Source organism: Ruegeria sp. CE8, from assembly GCF_056537465.1.
The window spans coordinates 280,236-294,249 of sequence record NZ_JBQFRP010000003.1; the positions used below are offsets into that span (position 1 = coordinate 280,236).

Below are 14,014 nucleotides of genomic sequence, written 5' to 3' on the forward strand. Positions count from 1 at the left end.
GTCCTCGATCAGTCTTCGACAAATCGAACCTTGCCGATAAACGGTAGGTTCCGGTTGCGCTGAGCATAGTCGATCCCGTAACCCACGACAAATTCGTCCGGAATTTCAAAGCCGATCCAATCCGACCGGAAATCGACCTCGCGCCGGCTGGGCTTGTCCAGCAGGGCAATGGATTTCAGGCGGCTTGGCTTACGGCTACTCAGCAACTTGGTGACGTGGTTAAGCGTGTGGCCCGTGTCGACGATATCCTCGACCACCAGAACATCACGTCCTTCAATTGCGCCGCGCAAATCTTTAAGAATGCGGACTTCCCGGCTGCTTTCCATCGAATCGCCATAGGAAGACGCCTCAAGAAAATCCACTTCGATCGGCAGGTCCAGCTCGCGCACCAGGTCGGCGATGAAGACGAAGCTGCCGCGCAGCAGACCAACGACGACCAGCTTGTCCGTATCTCCGAACTCTGCGGTAATTTCGCGACATAACTCTTCGATCCGTGCGGCGATGGCCTTGGCCGAGATCATCTCATCTATCACATATGCGCGGTCGCTCATCGCTGCCCCCTTGATCTTTGGCGCGCAACATACGACATGACGCGCCATTGTCACCATAAAATGCCCGGAAGCTATGCCTACACATTCGGAAACACGTCACCTTCCTTACACTGCGCAGCAGATGTATGAGCTGGTCGCCGATGTGGCCAAATATCCCGAGTTTCTGCCTTGGTGCGCAGCAGCCCGTATTCGTCGCACCTATGCGGCTGGCGAGGCGCAGGTGCTTGAGGCCGATCTGGTGATCTCGTTCAAGGTGTTCCGCGAACGCTTCGGCAGCCGGGTGACTTTGTTTGCCGATCAGAAAAGGATCGACACTGAATATCTGGACGGACCATTCAAATACATGAAATCCGACTGGCAGTTCGAAGATGCGCCAGACGGTGGCTGCAACATTTCCTTCCACGTGGATTTCGAATTCAAGAACGCCATCCTCCAGGGCATCATCGGTGTGGTGTTCAACGAAGCCATGCACCGGATCGTTCAGGCGTTCGAAAACCGTGCTGCGGATTTGTACAGCTAAGTCTTTACCCCGTATTGTCGGGCGTTAGACTGCGCCTATGACTGATTTCACTGCATCGCTTGCGGCCTTTGCGGCCGCCCCGGTAACGACGAATCTGCAGACGCGGGTCGTCACGTCGCTTTCTGTTCTTGACTGGATTGCCGTTGGCCGGGCTGGCGTTGACGAGCCGGTTTCCCGCACCCTGCGTGAACTGGTGCTGGGCGAGGGCGGCACCGAACAGGCCCAACTGTTTGGAGGCGGTGCAGCGCCTTTGCGCGGCGCGGCGCTGGTGAACGGAACCGTGTCGCATGCGCTGGATTATGACGACACGCATTTCGCGCATATCGGCCACCCGTCGGTTGCCGTTCTTCCGGCAGCACTTGCCGCCAGTGAATGGGACGATCGTATTCTGGTCGATTTTCTTGAGGCGGCGCTGGTCGGTATGGAAACGTCCATCCGCATCGGGCTCTGGCTGGGGCGCGATCACTACCAGGCGGGATTTCATCAGACGGCCACCGCGGGAGCATTCGGTGCTGCAGTCGCGGCCGGGAGAATTCTGGGATTTGATGCCAGTAGGATGCATAAGGTTCTGGGGCTCACGGCGACCCGTTCCGCCGGGCTCAAGGCGCAGTTCGGCACGATGGGCAAACCTTACAACGCGGGCTTGGCCTCGTCGGCGGGTGTTGAAGCCGCTTTGTTGATAGCGGCCGGGTTTGATCCGAATCCCGAGGCGCTTGAAGGGCCTTATGGGTTCGGCGCGACTCACAAGGGGCAGTCCGACATTGCCGCTTCGCTGGAAGGCTTGGGCGAAGAATGGTTGTTCGAGAGCGTCAGTCACAAGTTCCATGCCTGTTGCCATGGATTGCACGCGGCGCTTGAGGCCGCGCGGGATCTGGATATCGCGGAACCAGAAGTGGCCGAGATCAAGATCAAGACCCACCCAAGGTGGATGACCGTCTGCAACCAGATGTCGCCAACAACCGGATTGGGTGCCAAGTTTTCCTACCGGACGGTCATTGCGATGCAGGCGTTGGGGTATGACACGGCGTTGCCCGATAGCTACTCGGAAAAGACCTGTGCCGATCCGCGTCTGATTTCTTTGCGGGATCGTGTCACAGTCGAAGCGGATGACACATTATCCGAAACGCAGGCGCACTTGACACTTCTGCGCCGAGACGGCGCAAGGCGTGAGGCAATGCACGACCTTCTGGCCCCAATGACACTTTCCGACCGCGAAGACCGGGTGCGTGGTAAAGCCAACAAGCTGATCGGAGCGGAAGATGCGGACGCGATCTGGTCGATGCTTCGCACCGGTGGCCGCGCCCGCGATTTGGCTGCGTTACTGGCGGGTTAGACCACGCGCCAGTGTAGCGGGAAACCCGGATCGAAAACGGTCACTGGCCCGTCGCCAGATTCGATCTTATCCGGATATACAACCGGATCGCCTTTGGTCAGGGTGATGGTGCCTTCATTCACCGGCAGACGATAGAATGCTGGCCCATTCAGCGAAACAAACCCTTCCAGCTTTTCCAAAGCGCCTGCGCGGTCGAACATCTCGGCCACCAGTGACATCGTGTTGGTCGCGGTGAAACACCCGGCGCACCCACAGGCCATTTCCTTGTTCGCGTCGGTATGCGGGGCACTGTCTGTGCCCAGGAAAAAGCGCGCATCGCCTGAGGTTGCCGCGGCCAGCAGGGCCAAACGGTGCTCTTCGCGCTTGGCAACCGGCAGGCAGTAGTAGTGCGGCTTGATACCACCCACGAGGATGTGGTTCCGGTTGATGATCAGGTGATGCGCGGTGATCGTTGCACCCAGATCGGTTTCGTTGGATTTGACGTAGTCGACGCCGTTTGCGGTCGTGATGTGCTCCATCACCACGCGCAGGCCCGGTGTCGCCTTGCGGATCGGGTCCAGAACCCGGTCGATGAACACGGCTTCGCGGTCGAAGATGTCGATCTCGGCGTCGGTCACTTCACCATGCACACACATTGGCAGGCCGATCTCGGCCATCTTTTCCAGCACCGGGCGAACCTTATCGAAATCACGAACGCCAGAGGCGGAGTTTGTCGTTGCTCCGGCGGGATAGAGTTTCACCGCTTTGACCAGACCGCTGGCGTGCGCTGCCGCGACATCTTCGGCGTCGGTATCTTCGGTCAGATACAGCGTCATCAGCGGCTCGAAGGTCATGTCGTCAGGCAGGGCGGCCATGATGCGGTCGCGATAGGCAGCGGCCTGATCTCCGCGCACGACAGGCGGAACGAGGTTCGGCATGATGATCGCGCGGCCAAAGTGGCGCGCGGTTTCGGGTAGGACGGCCTGCAGCATGGCGCCATCACGCAGGTGCAGATGCCAGTCGTCGGGGCGGCGGATCGTGAGGGTATCGGTCATGGCCTTCCGCTAGCACAGTGGGCTCGGCGGTGAAAGGCCTTCAATCCGGTCGCAGCCCTTGTCAACTTGTCCGATCGTCGTAAGTCCCGGAAAGACCACGGTCTTGACGCGCGCGGGTCGTCGTGACCTGTTGTGGCAAGGGAGAGATCAGAACATGACACAGCCAGATTCCATCGACGCGGTCCAATCCATGCTTGGCGGGCAGGGCTATGTTTGCGGGCGGGCGCTGGCCACTGTGGTGTTTCTGTCGCTGAAACTGGGCCGGCCTTTGTTTCTGGAAGGCGAGGCAGGAGTGGGCAAGACCGAGATCGCCAAGGCTCTCGCTGCCGGCCTGAACCGGCGCTTGATCCGGTTGCAGTGTTACGAGGGTCTCGACGCTTCGTCGGCAGTTTACGAATGGAACTTTCCGGCCCAGATGGTTGCGATCCGGACTGCCGAGGCCTCGGGTGGGGCGGATCGTGGTTCGCTGCAATCTGAACTGTTTTCTGACGAATATCTGATCGAACGCCCTTTGCTGCAGGCAATGCGCCCGGACGAAAACGGCGCGCCGGTTCTGCTGATCGACGAACTTGATCGCACAGATGAACCGTTTGAAGCGTTCCTGCTTGAGGCGCTCAGCGATTTTCAGGTGACGATCCCCGAGTTGGGGACAGTCAAAGCACCGGAACCACCCATCGTGATCGTCACCTCGAACCGTACACGTGAGGTGCACGATGCGTTGAAACGGCGTTGCCTGTACCATTGGGTCGACTATCCCGATTTCGACCGCGAGATCGAAATCCTGCACGCCTGCGCGCCCGACGCCGCCGAAGCGCTTAGCCGCGAGGTCGTTGCCTTTGTTCAGCAATTGCGAACCGAGGATCTGTTCAAAAAGCCCGGCGTGGCCGAAACCATAGACTGGGCCAAATGCTTGCTTGCGCTGGATGTGATCAACCTCAGTCCCGAGGTGATCGGGGACACTCTGGGTGCGATACTGAAATATCAGGACGACATCCAAAAACTGCAGGGGTCCGAGGCGAAACGCATATTGGATCAGGCCAAAGCTTCCCTGGAACCAGCCTGATGCCTGAGGAGCCCCTAACGATTCACATCGTTGGTTGGCCGGGTTCGGGAAAACGGACAATCGGTTTGGCGCTGGCCGATATGCTTGGGGGGCGCTTGATCGACAATCATCTGATGCTGAATCCAGCTAGCGCGTTGTTTGATCGATCGGATCCAAGACATGCTGCGCTTCGTCGCATCGTGAGAAGTTCGATCTATGACGCAGCAATGACGCTGGCTGCGAGCGTGCCGCTGATCTTCACCGATGCCCTTGAAGAGAGCCCGGCGGATCGTGCGCTGATTGCTCCAACTTTGGATTTCGCCCGTCGCCGAGGCGGGCGTATCCAGCCGTTTACGCTTCAGATAAGCGAGCAAGAAAATCTGCGGCGTCTCTGTGATCCCGAACGGCGCGGTCAGAGTAAGCTAATGGATCCTGATATCTTGAAAAAGTACCGACGTGATCTCTCTTTGCTTCGTCTTGAGGGTCAGATTGAAATACCGGTCGGCTCGCTGAGCCCAAAAGAAGCGGCGGGCGTCATTGTCCAGGCTTTGAAGAAGGGAGCAAAACGTGGCTGAACAACTCCCGATCGAGATCCCTGACAATCCCAAGCTGGCGCAGAACATCACCCATTTTGCACGGGCACTGCGGAAGGCCGGTTTGCCCATCGGGACGGGGCGAGTTGTCGATGCTATACGCGCCGTACAGGCTGCGGGGTTTACTGAGAAACGCGATTTCTACTGGACCCTGCACGCGTGTTTCGTGAACCGACCGGAGCATCGCACTGTGTTCGCGCAGGTCTTTCGCCTGTACTGGCGTGACCCCCGATATCTGGAGCATATGATGTCCATGATGCTGCCTGCTATTCGTGGCGTGCAGGAAGAACGCAAGGCGGATGCGGCTGAAAAACGCGCAGCCGAGGCGTTGCTGGACGGTGTTGAAAGCGATCTGCCTGAAGTGGCCGAGCAGGAGGAAGAGACCGAACTGGAGATTGACACCTCGCAGACCGTGTCTTCCGAAGAACGTCTGCGCAGTTTGGACTTTGAACAAATGAGCACCGCTGAAATCGCGCAGGCCAAGCGGATGTTGTCGCGGCTTACTCTGCCGGTCCAACCCATTGAATCCCGGCGCGGTCAGGCAAGCCATCTGGGGCACCGCATTGACCGGGCGCGAACCCTGCGCGCCGCGATGCGTCAGGGGGGGGAATTGCGTGACATCGCCAGACTCAAACCCAGACCCCGATGGCCCAATCTTGTTGTGCTCTGCGATATCTCGGGGTCGATGAGCCAGTACAGCCGGATTGTGCTGCACTTTCTCCACACGGTTTCGAATGCGAAAGGGGCCGGTTGGGCCAAGGTCCACGCATTTACCTTTGGCACGCGCCTGACCAATATCACCCGTCACCTGCAGCAACGCGATGTCGACGCTGCCTTGGCCGCAGCCGGTGCCGAGGCACAGGATTGGGAGGGCGGGACGCGGATCGGCGAATGCCTGCACGCGTTCAACCGCGACTGGTCGCGTCGTGTCATGGGGCAGGGCGCGGTGGCGTTGTTGATCTCGGACGGACTGGATCGCGGAGATCCCGAGGCACTGGGGAAAGAGATGGAGCGACTGCACCTGTCGGCGCGTCGCCTGATCTGGCTGAACCCGTTGCTGCGCTGGGATGGATTTGCGCCAAAGGCTCGGGGCGTCGCGACCATGCTGCCCCATGTGGACAGTTTCCGCGCAGGGCACTCGATTGCGTCGCTGGAAGATCTGGCCAACGTCATCTCGAAACCAGACGACGTGGGTGAGAAAGCGCGGCTGATGATCGCGCTTTCCCAGTGAGCGTCAGCTCAGTTGTTCTTCGTTGCACTTACGCGCCAATTCCATGGCCTTGTAGGTGCCGGTCAGGTCGACGGTGAAGGCGAACTCTTTCTCAGGGAACACGACCATGACCTTTTGCTTGGCAATGTCATCCGCGAACTGAGGGTCATCGGACAGTACATAGCCTCCGGAGTAGCCCTTGGTGATATTACCCTTCATGCCGGTCGCTTCGCCGACATAGATGTTGTCGCCCAGAAGGATCGCTACGGCTTCTTTCTCACCGCGTTTGATGTCAGTTTTCTCTTTCGTGAAAACGCCGACATACCCAACGCCGCGATCCTCGGTCAGACCCATCTGAACAACATTCTCCGCGTCATCAACGGCTTCGATCAGGCAGGTTTTTTTGTCCTGATCGACGAAGACTTTCCAGCCTTCAACTTCGCCATAGCGCAGGAACGTGTCGGCGGATGCAACAGTGGAAGTAAGCAGGCCAATTGCCATTCCGAGTGTAATAATGCGTTTCAACTCTTTGTCTCCGTTGTGAAAAATTTATATGCGCATACTGGAATGCAGCAGTCACGCGTGTAGGCTAGAATCTGGAACATGTGCAATCAATGATTTGCGCTGCGGCGGCATTTCTGGGCTTGTATACGCCGATACCGGATCAAAAAGCTGGGGCGTGGCGCGATCAGCCCCTTATTCGCCTTTAGGCTTACTTTTCATTGCGCCAAACCTGCCTATGTTGGATCAGAACACGCCGGGAGGGTGCAATGGACAGATTCGACAACAGCCCAGAGACGGCCCTGAATTGGTACAGTGAGGGCAAACCGACGGCTCTTGCCACCGTCGTCGAGACATGGGGCAGCGCGCCGCGCCGTGTTGGCGCGCAGTTGGTAATTGCCGGGGACGGGCGGATCGAAGGGTCGGTGTCCGGCGGCTGTGTCGAAGGTGCGGTCATTGTCGAAGCGCTTGAGGCTATGGACGAGGGCGAGGCACGCCTGCTGGAGTTCGGTGTCAGCGACGAGGATGCGTTCGCCGTGGGTCTGGCCTGTGGCGGTACGATCCGTGTGCTTGTCGAACCCGTTGGATCGGTGCTGCCGGAACCCATGCTGCGAGATCTGGTCGAAGCTCGCGCCCGACGGGAACTCGTCGCTTATGAAGTGAACATTGAGACCGGTCAGCGGGCTTTGCGCCGCAATGCGTATCGTGATCGAATGCGTATGGACCGGTCCGGGTTCGAAGAGGACGGTCAGACTTTTGTTGCGGTCCATAACCCCCCGCTACGACTGATTATTGTTGGTGCGGTGCATATCGCTCAGGCGCTGGTGCCGATGGCGCGGATCGCCGGATATGATCCTTCCATCATCGACCCGCGCGATGCTTTTGCCTCGAACGCCCGTTTCCCGGGTGAAACCATCCTGACAGACTGGCCGGACGAAGCCGTCTCCAAGTTGGGCTTGGACTCACGAACTGCCGTCGTTCTGCTGACACACGATCCCAAACTGGATGATCCGGCCCTGGAATCTGCGCTTAAGGCCGGGGTGTTTTACATCGGTGCGTTGGGGTCCACGCGAACGCATGCCAAGCGCGTGGCACGTATGAAAGATGCCGGCTTTTCGGATGAGCAGATATCGCAGATTCATGGACCAATAGGTTTGGATATCGGTGCGGCCGACCCATCTGAGATCGCGGTCTCCATTCTTGCCCAAATGACAGCCGTGTTGCGGGGTAAGGTATGAAGTTCGGCCCCGTTCCCGTCGCCGATGTCACCGGCGCAATCCTGGCTCATTCCGTCAAGGTTCAGGATGTCAAGTTGCGCAAGGGCCTCGTTCTGACGGTCGAGCATCGCGATCAGCTTGTTGTCGCAGGGTACGACACTGTTACGGTTGCCCAGTTGGAGCCCGGGGATTGCCACGAAGACGAGGCGGCCGAAATGCTGGCGGCCGCGCTGGCACCTGACCCTCAAGCTGCTGGTTTACGGGTGACGCAACCGTTTACAGGCCGCGTAAATCTGTTGGCGGATGGGCCGGGCGTGGTCGTGCTGAATGTGGATGCGTTACGAGAATTCAACCGCGTCAATCCCATGATCACAGTCGCAACAGTGCCGCAATATCAGCAAATGGGCGCGGGCGGGATGGTCGCCACGATCAAGGTGATTTCCTACGCGGTTCCAAGGGATGATGTCCTGACCGCAACCAACCTTGCCCGATCGTCTGTAACTCTGGTGCGTCCGGTCCACAAAACCGCGGGGCTGATCGTCACGGATATACCGGGTGGCCCGCCCAACGAAAAAGGCATCGCCGCAATACGCGGTCGGGTCGAGGCATTGGGAATGGACCTGTGCGATGTGCGCATCGTTCCACACAAACCAGAGCCTCTGTCGAATGCGGTTTCGGATACGGACGGGGACATCGTGATGATCCTGACCGGTTCTGCGACGTCTGATGTGTTCGATGTCGCGCCTGAGGCCGTGCGGGCAGCTGGGGGGCAAGTGGACAGGTTCGGTATGCCGGTCGATCCCGGTAATCTGCTGTTTCTGGGCTCGCATGGTGCTCGGCCGGTGATCGGTTTACCGGGGTGCGCCCGCTCGCCGGCATTGAACGGGGCGGATTGGGTCCTGTCGCGTGTCACCTGCGGGATCGAGACGACCGGTGCCGACATCGCCGAAATGGGGGTTGGCGGTTTGCTCAAGGAAATCCCGACGCGGCCACAACCAAGATCCGGGCGAAAAGGCTGACTCTGAGGTCATTTGTTTTTGTGCTTAGGCGCCTTGGATCGTAATGGCGACCCCTACGAACGTCGGATATTGGCGCTAGATATTTTTGTTCTCAAACAAATTTTCCCGTGTTTAACTCGGCTTTAGCGATAATAGCCAAAATAGGGGAGGATCTTATGACCAAGGTCTCTATGACCGTGAACGGTAAAACCGTGAGCGGTGAAGTGGAAGGCCGGACGCTATTGTCCGGTTTTTTGCGCGACCATCTCAATTTAACTGGAACTCATGTTGGCTGCGATACCGCGCAATGCGGTGCGTGTGTGGTTCACGTGAACGGCGAGGCGGTCAAATCCTGCAACATGCTGGCGCTTGAAGCGGATGGGGCCGACGTTGGCACCATCGAAGGGCAGGCCAATGCGGATGGCTCTCTGAATGTGATCCAACAGGCATTTCAGGATCATCACGGATTGCAATGCGGTTTCTGCACGCCCGGCATGGTGATGAGTGCGGCAGCACTGCTGAAGGAGAACCCGCGCCCGACCGAGGCCGAGGTCCGAAAGTATCTCGAGGGCAACCTGTGCCGCTGCACCGGCTACCACAACATCGTCAAGGCGATCATGGCCGCATCTGGTCAGGACGTGGGCAGCATCGCTGCCGAATGATGCCGCTGCGGGCGTCAGGGGAGACGCCCGTGGGATGACAAAGGATGCACACGCATCCGTTTATGGGAGGAGAACAAGCAATGCCCAAAGACAGTGGCATCGGAGCCAGTTCCAAGCGGCGCGAGGACGTGCGCTTTCTGACCGGAGCGGGCAATTACACCGACGACATCAACGTACATGGCCAGGCTTATGTGCATTTCCTGCGGTCCGACATCGCGCATGGCCGGATCAAATCCGTGGACACGTCGGCAGCCGAGGATATGCCGGGCGTGGTCAAGGTCTTCACCGGCAAGGATTTCGAAGGCGTGGGCGGGATGCCCTGCGGCTGGGAAGTGACCGACAAACACGGCGCGCCGATGCAGGAGCCGCCGCACCCCATTCTGGCACAAGGCAAGGTGCGCCATGTTGGCGACCCGATCGCAGCCGTTGTGGCCGACAGCCTTGAGCAGGCCCGCGACGCGGCCGAGGCCATTGACGTGGATATCGAGGAACTGCCCGCCGTGATCGACATGAAGGCCGCCGCGCAAGAGGGTGCGACGCTAGTTCATGACGATCTGAAGAACAACATTTGCTATGACTGGCAGCTGGGTGAGACTGACGACGTCAAGGTCGATGAGGTCTTTGCCAACGCAGCCCACGTAACGACTCTGGATCTTGTGAACAACCGCCTGGTCGCAAACCCGATGGAACCGCGTGTGGCGGTGGGCGAGTACAAGCGTGGCACGGATGAGTACACGCTGTTTACCACTTCACAGAATCCGCACGTGATCCGCTTGCTGATGTGCGCCTTTGTTCTGGGTCTGCCCGAGCACAAGGTGCGCGTGGTGGCCCCGGATGTGGGCGGCGGCTTTGGCACCAAAATCTTCCACTATGCCGAAGAGGCGTTCTGCACCTTTGCCGCCAAGGCCTGCAATCGCCCCGTGAAGTGGACGTCCAGCCGGTCCGAGGCGTTCATGTCCGATGCCCACGGACGCGACCATGTCAGTAAGATCGAGCTGGCGCTGGATGCGGACAACAACTTCATCGGCCTGCGAACCAACACCTATGCAAATCTGGGCGCGTATCTGTCGACCTTCTCCAGCTCGGTTCCGACCTGGTTGCACGGCACCCTGATGGCAGGCAACTACAAGACGCCGGTCATTCAGGTGAACGTGAAAGCGATGTTCACCAACACGGTGCCTGTCGATGCTTATCGCGGCGCGGGCCGCCCCGAGGCGACGTTCCAGCTGGAGCGGGTCGTGGACAAGGCCGCACGCGAACTGGGCGTTGATCCGATTGCCCTGCGTCGTCAGAACTTTGTCACTCAGTTCCCCTACGACACGCCGGTGGCGCTGACCTATGACACGGGCGACTATAACGGGACGATGGACAAGCTTGAGACTGCGGCTGATTTGGCAGGTTTTGCCGCACGCCGTGCGCAAAGCGAAGCCAACGGCAAGCTGCGCGGTCTGGGCGTCAACTGCTATATCGAGGCCTGCGGCATCGCACCTTCGAACATCGTCGGCATGCTGGGGGCCCGCGCGGGCCTTTACGATGCGGCGACCGTTCGGGTGAACGCCACCGGGTCGATCAGCGTCATGGTCGGTGCGCACAGCCACGGTCAGGGGCATGAAACCGCCTTCCCGCAGGTTGTGGCGGACATGATCGGTATCGACGAGTCGATGGTCGAAATTGTGCATGGCGACACCTCGAAGATCCCGTTTGGCATGGGCACATACGGCTCGCGCTCGCTGGCCGTTTGTGGCTCGGCCATGGTCAAGGCGACCGAGAAGGTGATCGAGAAGGCCAAGCGGATCGCGGCCCACCTGCTGGAGGCCGCCGAGGCGGATATTGAGCTCAAGGATGGTCAGTTCAGCGTAGCGGGCACGGACAAATCGGTGGCCTGGGGCGACGTGACCCTGACCGCCTATGTGCCGCACAACTATCCGCTGGAAGTCGAACCAGGGTTGGAGGAAACCGCGTTTTACGACCCGGCGAACTTCACCTTCCCGGCAGGTGCCTACGCCTGTGAGGTCGAGGTCGATCCCGAGACTGGGCAGGTCACCATCGAGGCCTTCACTGCCGCCGATGACTTTGGCAACATCGTCAATCCGATGATCGTTGACGGTCAGGTCCATGGCGGTATCGGGCAGGGCATCGGCCAGGCGCTGCTGGAGAACTGCGCCTATGACGAGAATGGTCAGCTGCTGAGTGCGTCTTTCATGGATTACGCGATGCCGCGTGCTGATGATGTGCCGTTCTATGGTGTCGATCATTCCAGTCAGACTCCCTGTACCCACAATCCGTTGGGTGTGAAGGGCTGTGGCGAGGCTGGGGCGATCGGTTCGCCTCCGGCGGTGGTAAACGCGGTTTTGGATGCGCTGAATTCGGGTGGCAAGGCGGTTGATCATATCGACATGCCCATGAGCCCGTCGCGCGTCTGGGCGGCGATGAACAGCTAAATTGAGAGGGCGGACCGGGGGCCAGCCCCCGGACCCCCGGGATATTTATAGCCAGATGAAGGGCGGATCCGCGCCTTTCGGAAAGGAAGACGAAATGTACAATTTCGAGTATGAGAAACCCTCGACCATTGCTGACGCCGTTTCGGCGTTGGGAGGCGAGGATGCGCAGGCGCTGGGGGGAGGTCAGACACTCATCCCGACCCTGAAGCAACGGCTGGCGGCGCCGTCGACGCTGGTGTCGCTTGGTGGGATTCCCGAGATGCGGGGCGTTTGCATCGAGGATGATGGATCTGTGTCAATCGGCGGCGCAACGAGCCATGCGACCGTGGCGGCAGAGGCAGCCAGCAGCTATCCGGCTTTAGCGGCACTGGCTGGTCAGATCGGAGACCCTGCAGTGCGCAATCGCGGAACCATTGGTGGGTCGATCGCCAACAACGACCCGGCAGCCTGCTATCCGGCGGGCGCTTTGGGATCGGGCGCGGCGATTATCACCAACACCCGCCAGATCGCAGCGGATGACTTCTTTGAGGGGATGTTCTCGACCGCATTAGATGAAGGCGAGATCATCACCTCAGTCCGGTTCCCGGTGCCACAGGCGGCCAGCTATCAGAAATTCCTGCAACCGGCCTCGCGTTTTGCGCTGGTCGGCGTCTATCTGGCGCGGTTTGCCGACGGCGTCCGTGTCGCCGTGACCGGAGCCAGCGAAGACGGCGTGTTCCGCTGGACCGAGGCTGAAGAAGCGCTGAACAAAGAGTTTCGGCCTGACTCGTTGACGGGTTTGCACATCAACCCAGCGAACATGATTGGTGATCTGCACGGTAGTAAAGAATACCGCGCGCACTTGGTCAGCGTCATGACCAAGCGGGCCATTCAGGCCTGCATGTAAGCCACCAACACAAAAGCCCCGGAACAACCGCCGGGGCTTTTTTTATTTGCGCCTTATTCTGGGCGGCTTTGATGGCTGCCAGTAAGCGCCAGTGTCTTCTCGGGCTTTTTGGTAATTGTCCACACGGTCGCGCGCAGCGTCTCCGCCAGCATTGAACAAGTGGCCCAACAGGCATTCCAGTACCGCCATCGCGCCGGAATAGCTTGAAAAGTGGTGCAGAGACCGGGTGCTGACGGGGAACACCACATCTGGCTCGATCCCAGGCGCGATCACCTCACTGTCCGAGACAAGGATGATCGGTAAGTTCCTTCGCCGTGCCATGCGCATGGATTGAATCGTGTCGGCCGAATAAGGGCGGACAGTAATCGCAATCAAGCAATCGTCTTGATCGGCGTCCAACAAGTCATCTGTTGCGGCACCCATGTGGCGCGGCACAAGCTGAATTCCCGGATGCGCCATTCGCCCGGCATAGGAAAAGTAATAGGACAAGGCAAAGCTTGCGCGCGTCGCGGTGACAAAACACCTGTTTGAAGATGTAATGATATTTAAGGCTTGCCTGACCCTTTCTGGTTTCATCAGCCGTAACGACCGCATGACGACGTTCTGTTCGTTCTGGGCGTATTTCGCCTGTGCATGGTCCAATGCGTCTCCGCCTCGCATATCGGCCAGCCAACTTTGCCCCAGGTGTTCCTCTTTGTCGGTAACCAGAGCATCGCGAAACGGAGCGCGAAAAGCATCGAAACCATCAAACCCCATATGGTGTGCCAGCCGTACCAACACATTCGAGCTGACACCGATTTTGTCTGCTGTCCCGCGGATTGGGTCCAGCCCAAAATCTCCGGGGTGGTCGAGAATGTACTTCGCGGCGGCCTGCAAGGCCGGTGGTAATTCGTCTATAGTCTGCCGCAGGTGATCGGCCAGTTGGGTCAACGTATCTGTCATCGATAGAAGAAAAACATATGTTATATAGAATGCAAATTGAAAACGTACGAAAGGTCGATAACTGGGGTACAGGTTGCAAAGGTT

General features: G+C 59.0%; 14 protein-coding genes. 10 read left to right on the forward strand and 4 right to left on the reverse strand.

Annotation, left to right across the window (positions count from 1 at the left end; all coding sequences use genetic code 11):
• Positions 1 to 8: 8 nt before the first annotated feature.
• On the reverse strand, positions 9 to 551 hold the full coding sequence (gene hpt / locus ACR0AA_RS07025) for a hypoxanthine phosphoribosyltransferase (protein WP_480755719.1): 543 nt from the start codon (positions 549 to 551) through the stop codon (positions 9 to 11).
• Positions 552 to 624: 73 nt separating this feature from the next.
• Here hpt and ACR0AA_RS07030 point away from each other — a divergent pair, with 73 nt between their 5' ends.
• Together ACR0AA_RS07030 and ACR0AA_RS07035 are read left to right on the forward strand one after the other, a co-directional pair.
• Positions 625 to 1,071: a type II toxin-antitoxin system RatA family toxin gene (locus tag ACR0AA_RS07030; RefSeq protein ID WP_480755721.1), complete on the forward strand. Its 447-nt coding sequence runs from the start codon at positions 625 to 627 to the stop codon at positions 1,069 to 1,071.
• A 37-nt stretch (positions 1,072 to 1,108) separates the two neighbouring features.
• Complete coding sequence (locus tag ACR0AA_RS07035; RefSeq protein WP_480755723.1) at positions 1,109 to 2,404, forward strand: MmgE/PrpD family protein; 1,296 nt, start codon at positions 1,109 to 1,111, stop codon at positions 2,402 to 2,404.
• Here ACR0AA_RS07035 and pyrC read toward each other — a convergent pair.
• Positions 2,401 to 3,438, reverse strand: coding sequence for a dihydroorotase (pyrC, locus tag ACR0AA_RS07040; protein ID WP_480755724.1), 1,038 nt, complete (start codon positions 3,436 to 3,438; stop codon positions 2,401 to 2,403). The genes ACR0AA_RS07035 and pyrC overlap by 4 nt on opposite strands.
• 154 nt (positions 3,439 to 3,592) lie before the next feature.
• On the opposite strand from pyrC, the gene ACR0AA_RS07045 reads away from it, so the two are divergent.
• The 3 genes from ACR0AA_RS07045 to ACR0AA_RS07055 are packed head-to-tail and all read left to right on the forward strand — an operon-like array spanning position 3,593 to position 6,304.
• Entirely contained in the window at positions 3,593 to 4,501 is a 909-nt protein-coding gene (locus ACR0AA_RS07045) for an AAA family ATPase (RefSeq protein ID WP_480755725.1), read from the forward strand.
• Positions 4,501 to 5,055 carry a hypothetical protein gene (locus ACR0AA_RS07050; protein WP_480661464.1) on the forward strand — a complete coding sequence of 185 codons (555 nt, stop codon included), beginning with the start codon at positions 4,501 to 4,503 and terminating at the stop codon, positions 5,053 to 5,055. The genes ACR0AA_RS07045 and ACR0AA_RS07050 overlap by 1 nt, the downstream gene beginning before the upstream one ends.
• Positions 5,048 to 6,304: a vWA domain-containing protein gene (locus ACR0AA_RS07055; protein WP_480661465.1), complete on the forward strand. Its 1,257-nt coding sequence runs from the start codon at positions 5,048 to 5,050 to the stop codon at positions 6,302 to 6,304. The genes ACR0AA_RS07050 and ACR0AA_RS07055 overlap by 8 nt, the downstream gene beginning before the upstream one ends.
• 3 nt (positions 6,305 to 6,307) lie before the next feature.
• Here ACR0AA_RS07055 and ACR0AA_RS07060 read toward each other — a convergent pair whose 3' ends face one another.
• Positions 6,308 to 6,808 carry a hypothetical protein gene (locus ACR0AA_RS07060; protein WP_480661466.1) on the reverse strand — a complete coding sequence of 167 codons (501 nt, stop codon included), beginning with the start codon at positions 6,806 to 6,808 and terminating at the stop codon, positions 6,308 to 6,310.
• A 245-nt stretch (positions 6,809 to 7,053) separates the two neighbouring features.
• Here ACR0AA_RS07060 and ACR0AA_RS07065 point away from each other — a divergent pair, with 245 nt between their 5' ends.
• The 5 genes from ACR0AA_RS07065 (at position 7,054) to ACR0AA_RS07085 (ending at position 12,988) form a co-directional block, all read left to right on the forward strand.
• The gene (locus ACR0AA_RS07065; RefSeq protein ID WP_480755727.1) at positions 7,054 to 8,022 is read left to right on the forward strand and encodes an XdhC family protein; all 969 of its coding nucleotides are present in this window, start codon (positions 7,054 to 7,056) and stop codon (positions 8,020 to 8,022) included.
• Positions 8,019 to 9,020, forward strand: a complete 1,002-nt coding sequence (locus ACR0AA_RS07070) for a molybdopterin-binding protein (RefSeq protein WP_480755728.1) — start codon at positions 8,019 to 8,021, stop codon at positions 9,018 to 9,020. Before ACR0AA_RS07065 ends, ACR0AA_RS07070 begins: the two co-directional genes overlap by 4 nt.
• Positions 9,021 to 9,175: 155 nt before the next feature.
• Positions 9,176 to 9,661: a (2Fe-2S)-binding protein gene (locus ACR0AA_RS07075; RefSeq protein ID WP_480661469.1), complete on the forward strand. Its 486-nt coding sequence runs from the start codon at positions 9,176 to 9,178 to the stop codon at positions 9,659 to 9,661.
• 80 nt (positions 9,662 to 9,741) lie between these two features.
• On the forward strand, positions 9,742 to 12,102 hold the full coding sequence (locus tag ACR0AA_RS07080) for a xanthine dehydrogenase family protein molybdopterin-binding subunit (protein WP_480661470.1): 2,361 nt from the start codon (positions 9,742 to 9,744) through the stop codon (positions 12,100 to 12,102).
• 94 nt (positions 12,103 to 12,196) lie between these two features.
• Positions 12,197 to 12,988 (forward strand): FAD binding domain-containing protein, encoded by a 792-nt coding sequence (locus ACR0AA_RS07085; protein WP_480661471.1) that lies wholly within the window; start codon positions 12,197 to 12,199, stop codon positions 12,986 to 12,988.
• A gap of 42 nt (positions 12,989 to 13,030) precedes the next feature.
• On the opposite strand, the gene ACR0AA_RS07090 is transcribed toward ACR0AA_RS07085, so the two are convergent.
• Complete coding sequence (locus tag ACR0AA_RS07090) at positions 13,031 to 13,930, reverse strand: MurR/RpiR family transcriptional regulator (protein ID WP_480661472.1); 900 nt, start codon at positions 13,928 to 13,930, stop codon at positions 13,031 to 13,033.
• Between the last annotated feature and the right edge of the window lie 84 nt (positions 13,931 to 14,014).

Coding starts and splice junctions, on each gene's coding strand:
- ACR0AA_RS07030 (WP_480755721.1), top strand. CDS start 625: ATGCCTACACATTCGGAAACACGTCACCTTCCTTACACTGCGCAGCAG.
- ACR0AA_RS07075 (WP_480661469.1), top strand. CDS start 9,176: ATGACCAAGGTCTCTATGACCGTGAACGGTAAAACCGTGAGCGGTGAA.
- ACR0AA_RS07090 (WP_480661472.1), bottom strand. CDS start 13,930: ATGACAGATACGTTGACCCAACTGGCCGATCACCTGCGGCAGACTATA.
- ACR0AA_RS07050 (WP_480661464.1), top strand. CDS start 4,501: ATGCCTGAGGAGCCCCTAACGATTCACATCGTTGGTTGGCCGGGTTCG.
- ACR0AA_RS07080 (WP_480661470.1), top strand. CDS start 9,742: ATGCCCAAAGACAGTGGCATCGGAGCCAGTTCCAAGCGGCGCGAGGAC.
- ACR0AA_RS07065 (WP_480755727.1), top strand. CDS start 7,054: ATGGACAGATTCGACAACAGCCCAGAGACGGCCCTGAATTGGTACAGT.
- ACR0AA_RS07035 (WP_480755723.1), top strand. CDS start 1,109: ATGACTGATTTCACTGCATCGCTTGCGGCCTTTGCGGCCGCCCCGGTA.
- ACR0AA_RS07045 (WP_480755725.1), top strand. CDS start 3,593: ATGACACAGCCAGATTCCATCGACGCGGTCCAATCCATGCTTGGCGGG.
- ACR0AA_RS07070 (WP_480755728.1), top strand. CDS start 8,019: ATGAAGTTCGGCCCCGTTCCCGTCGCCGATGTCACCGGCGCAATCCTG.
- hpt (WP_480755719.1), bottom strand. CDS start 551: ATGAGCGACCGCGCATATGTGATAGATGAGATGATCTCGGCCAAGGCC.
- pyrC (WP_480755724.1), bottom strand. CDS start 3,438: ATGACCGATACCCTCACGATCCGCCGCCCCGACGACTGGCATCTGCAC.
- ACR0AA_RS07085 (WP_480661471.1), top strand. CDS start 12,197: ATGTACAATTTCGAGTATGAGAAACCCTCGACCATTGCTGACGCCGTT.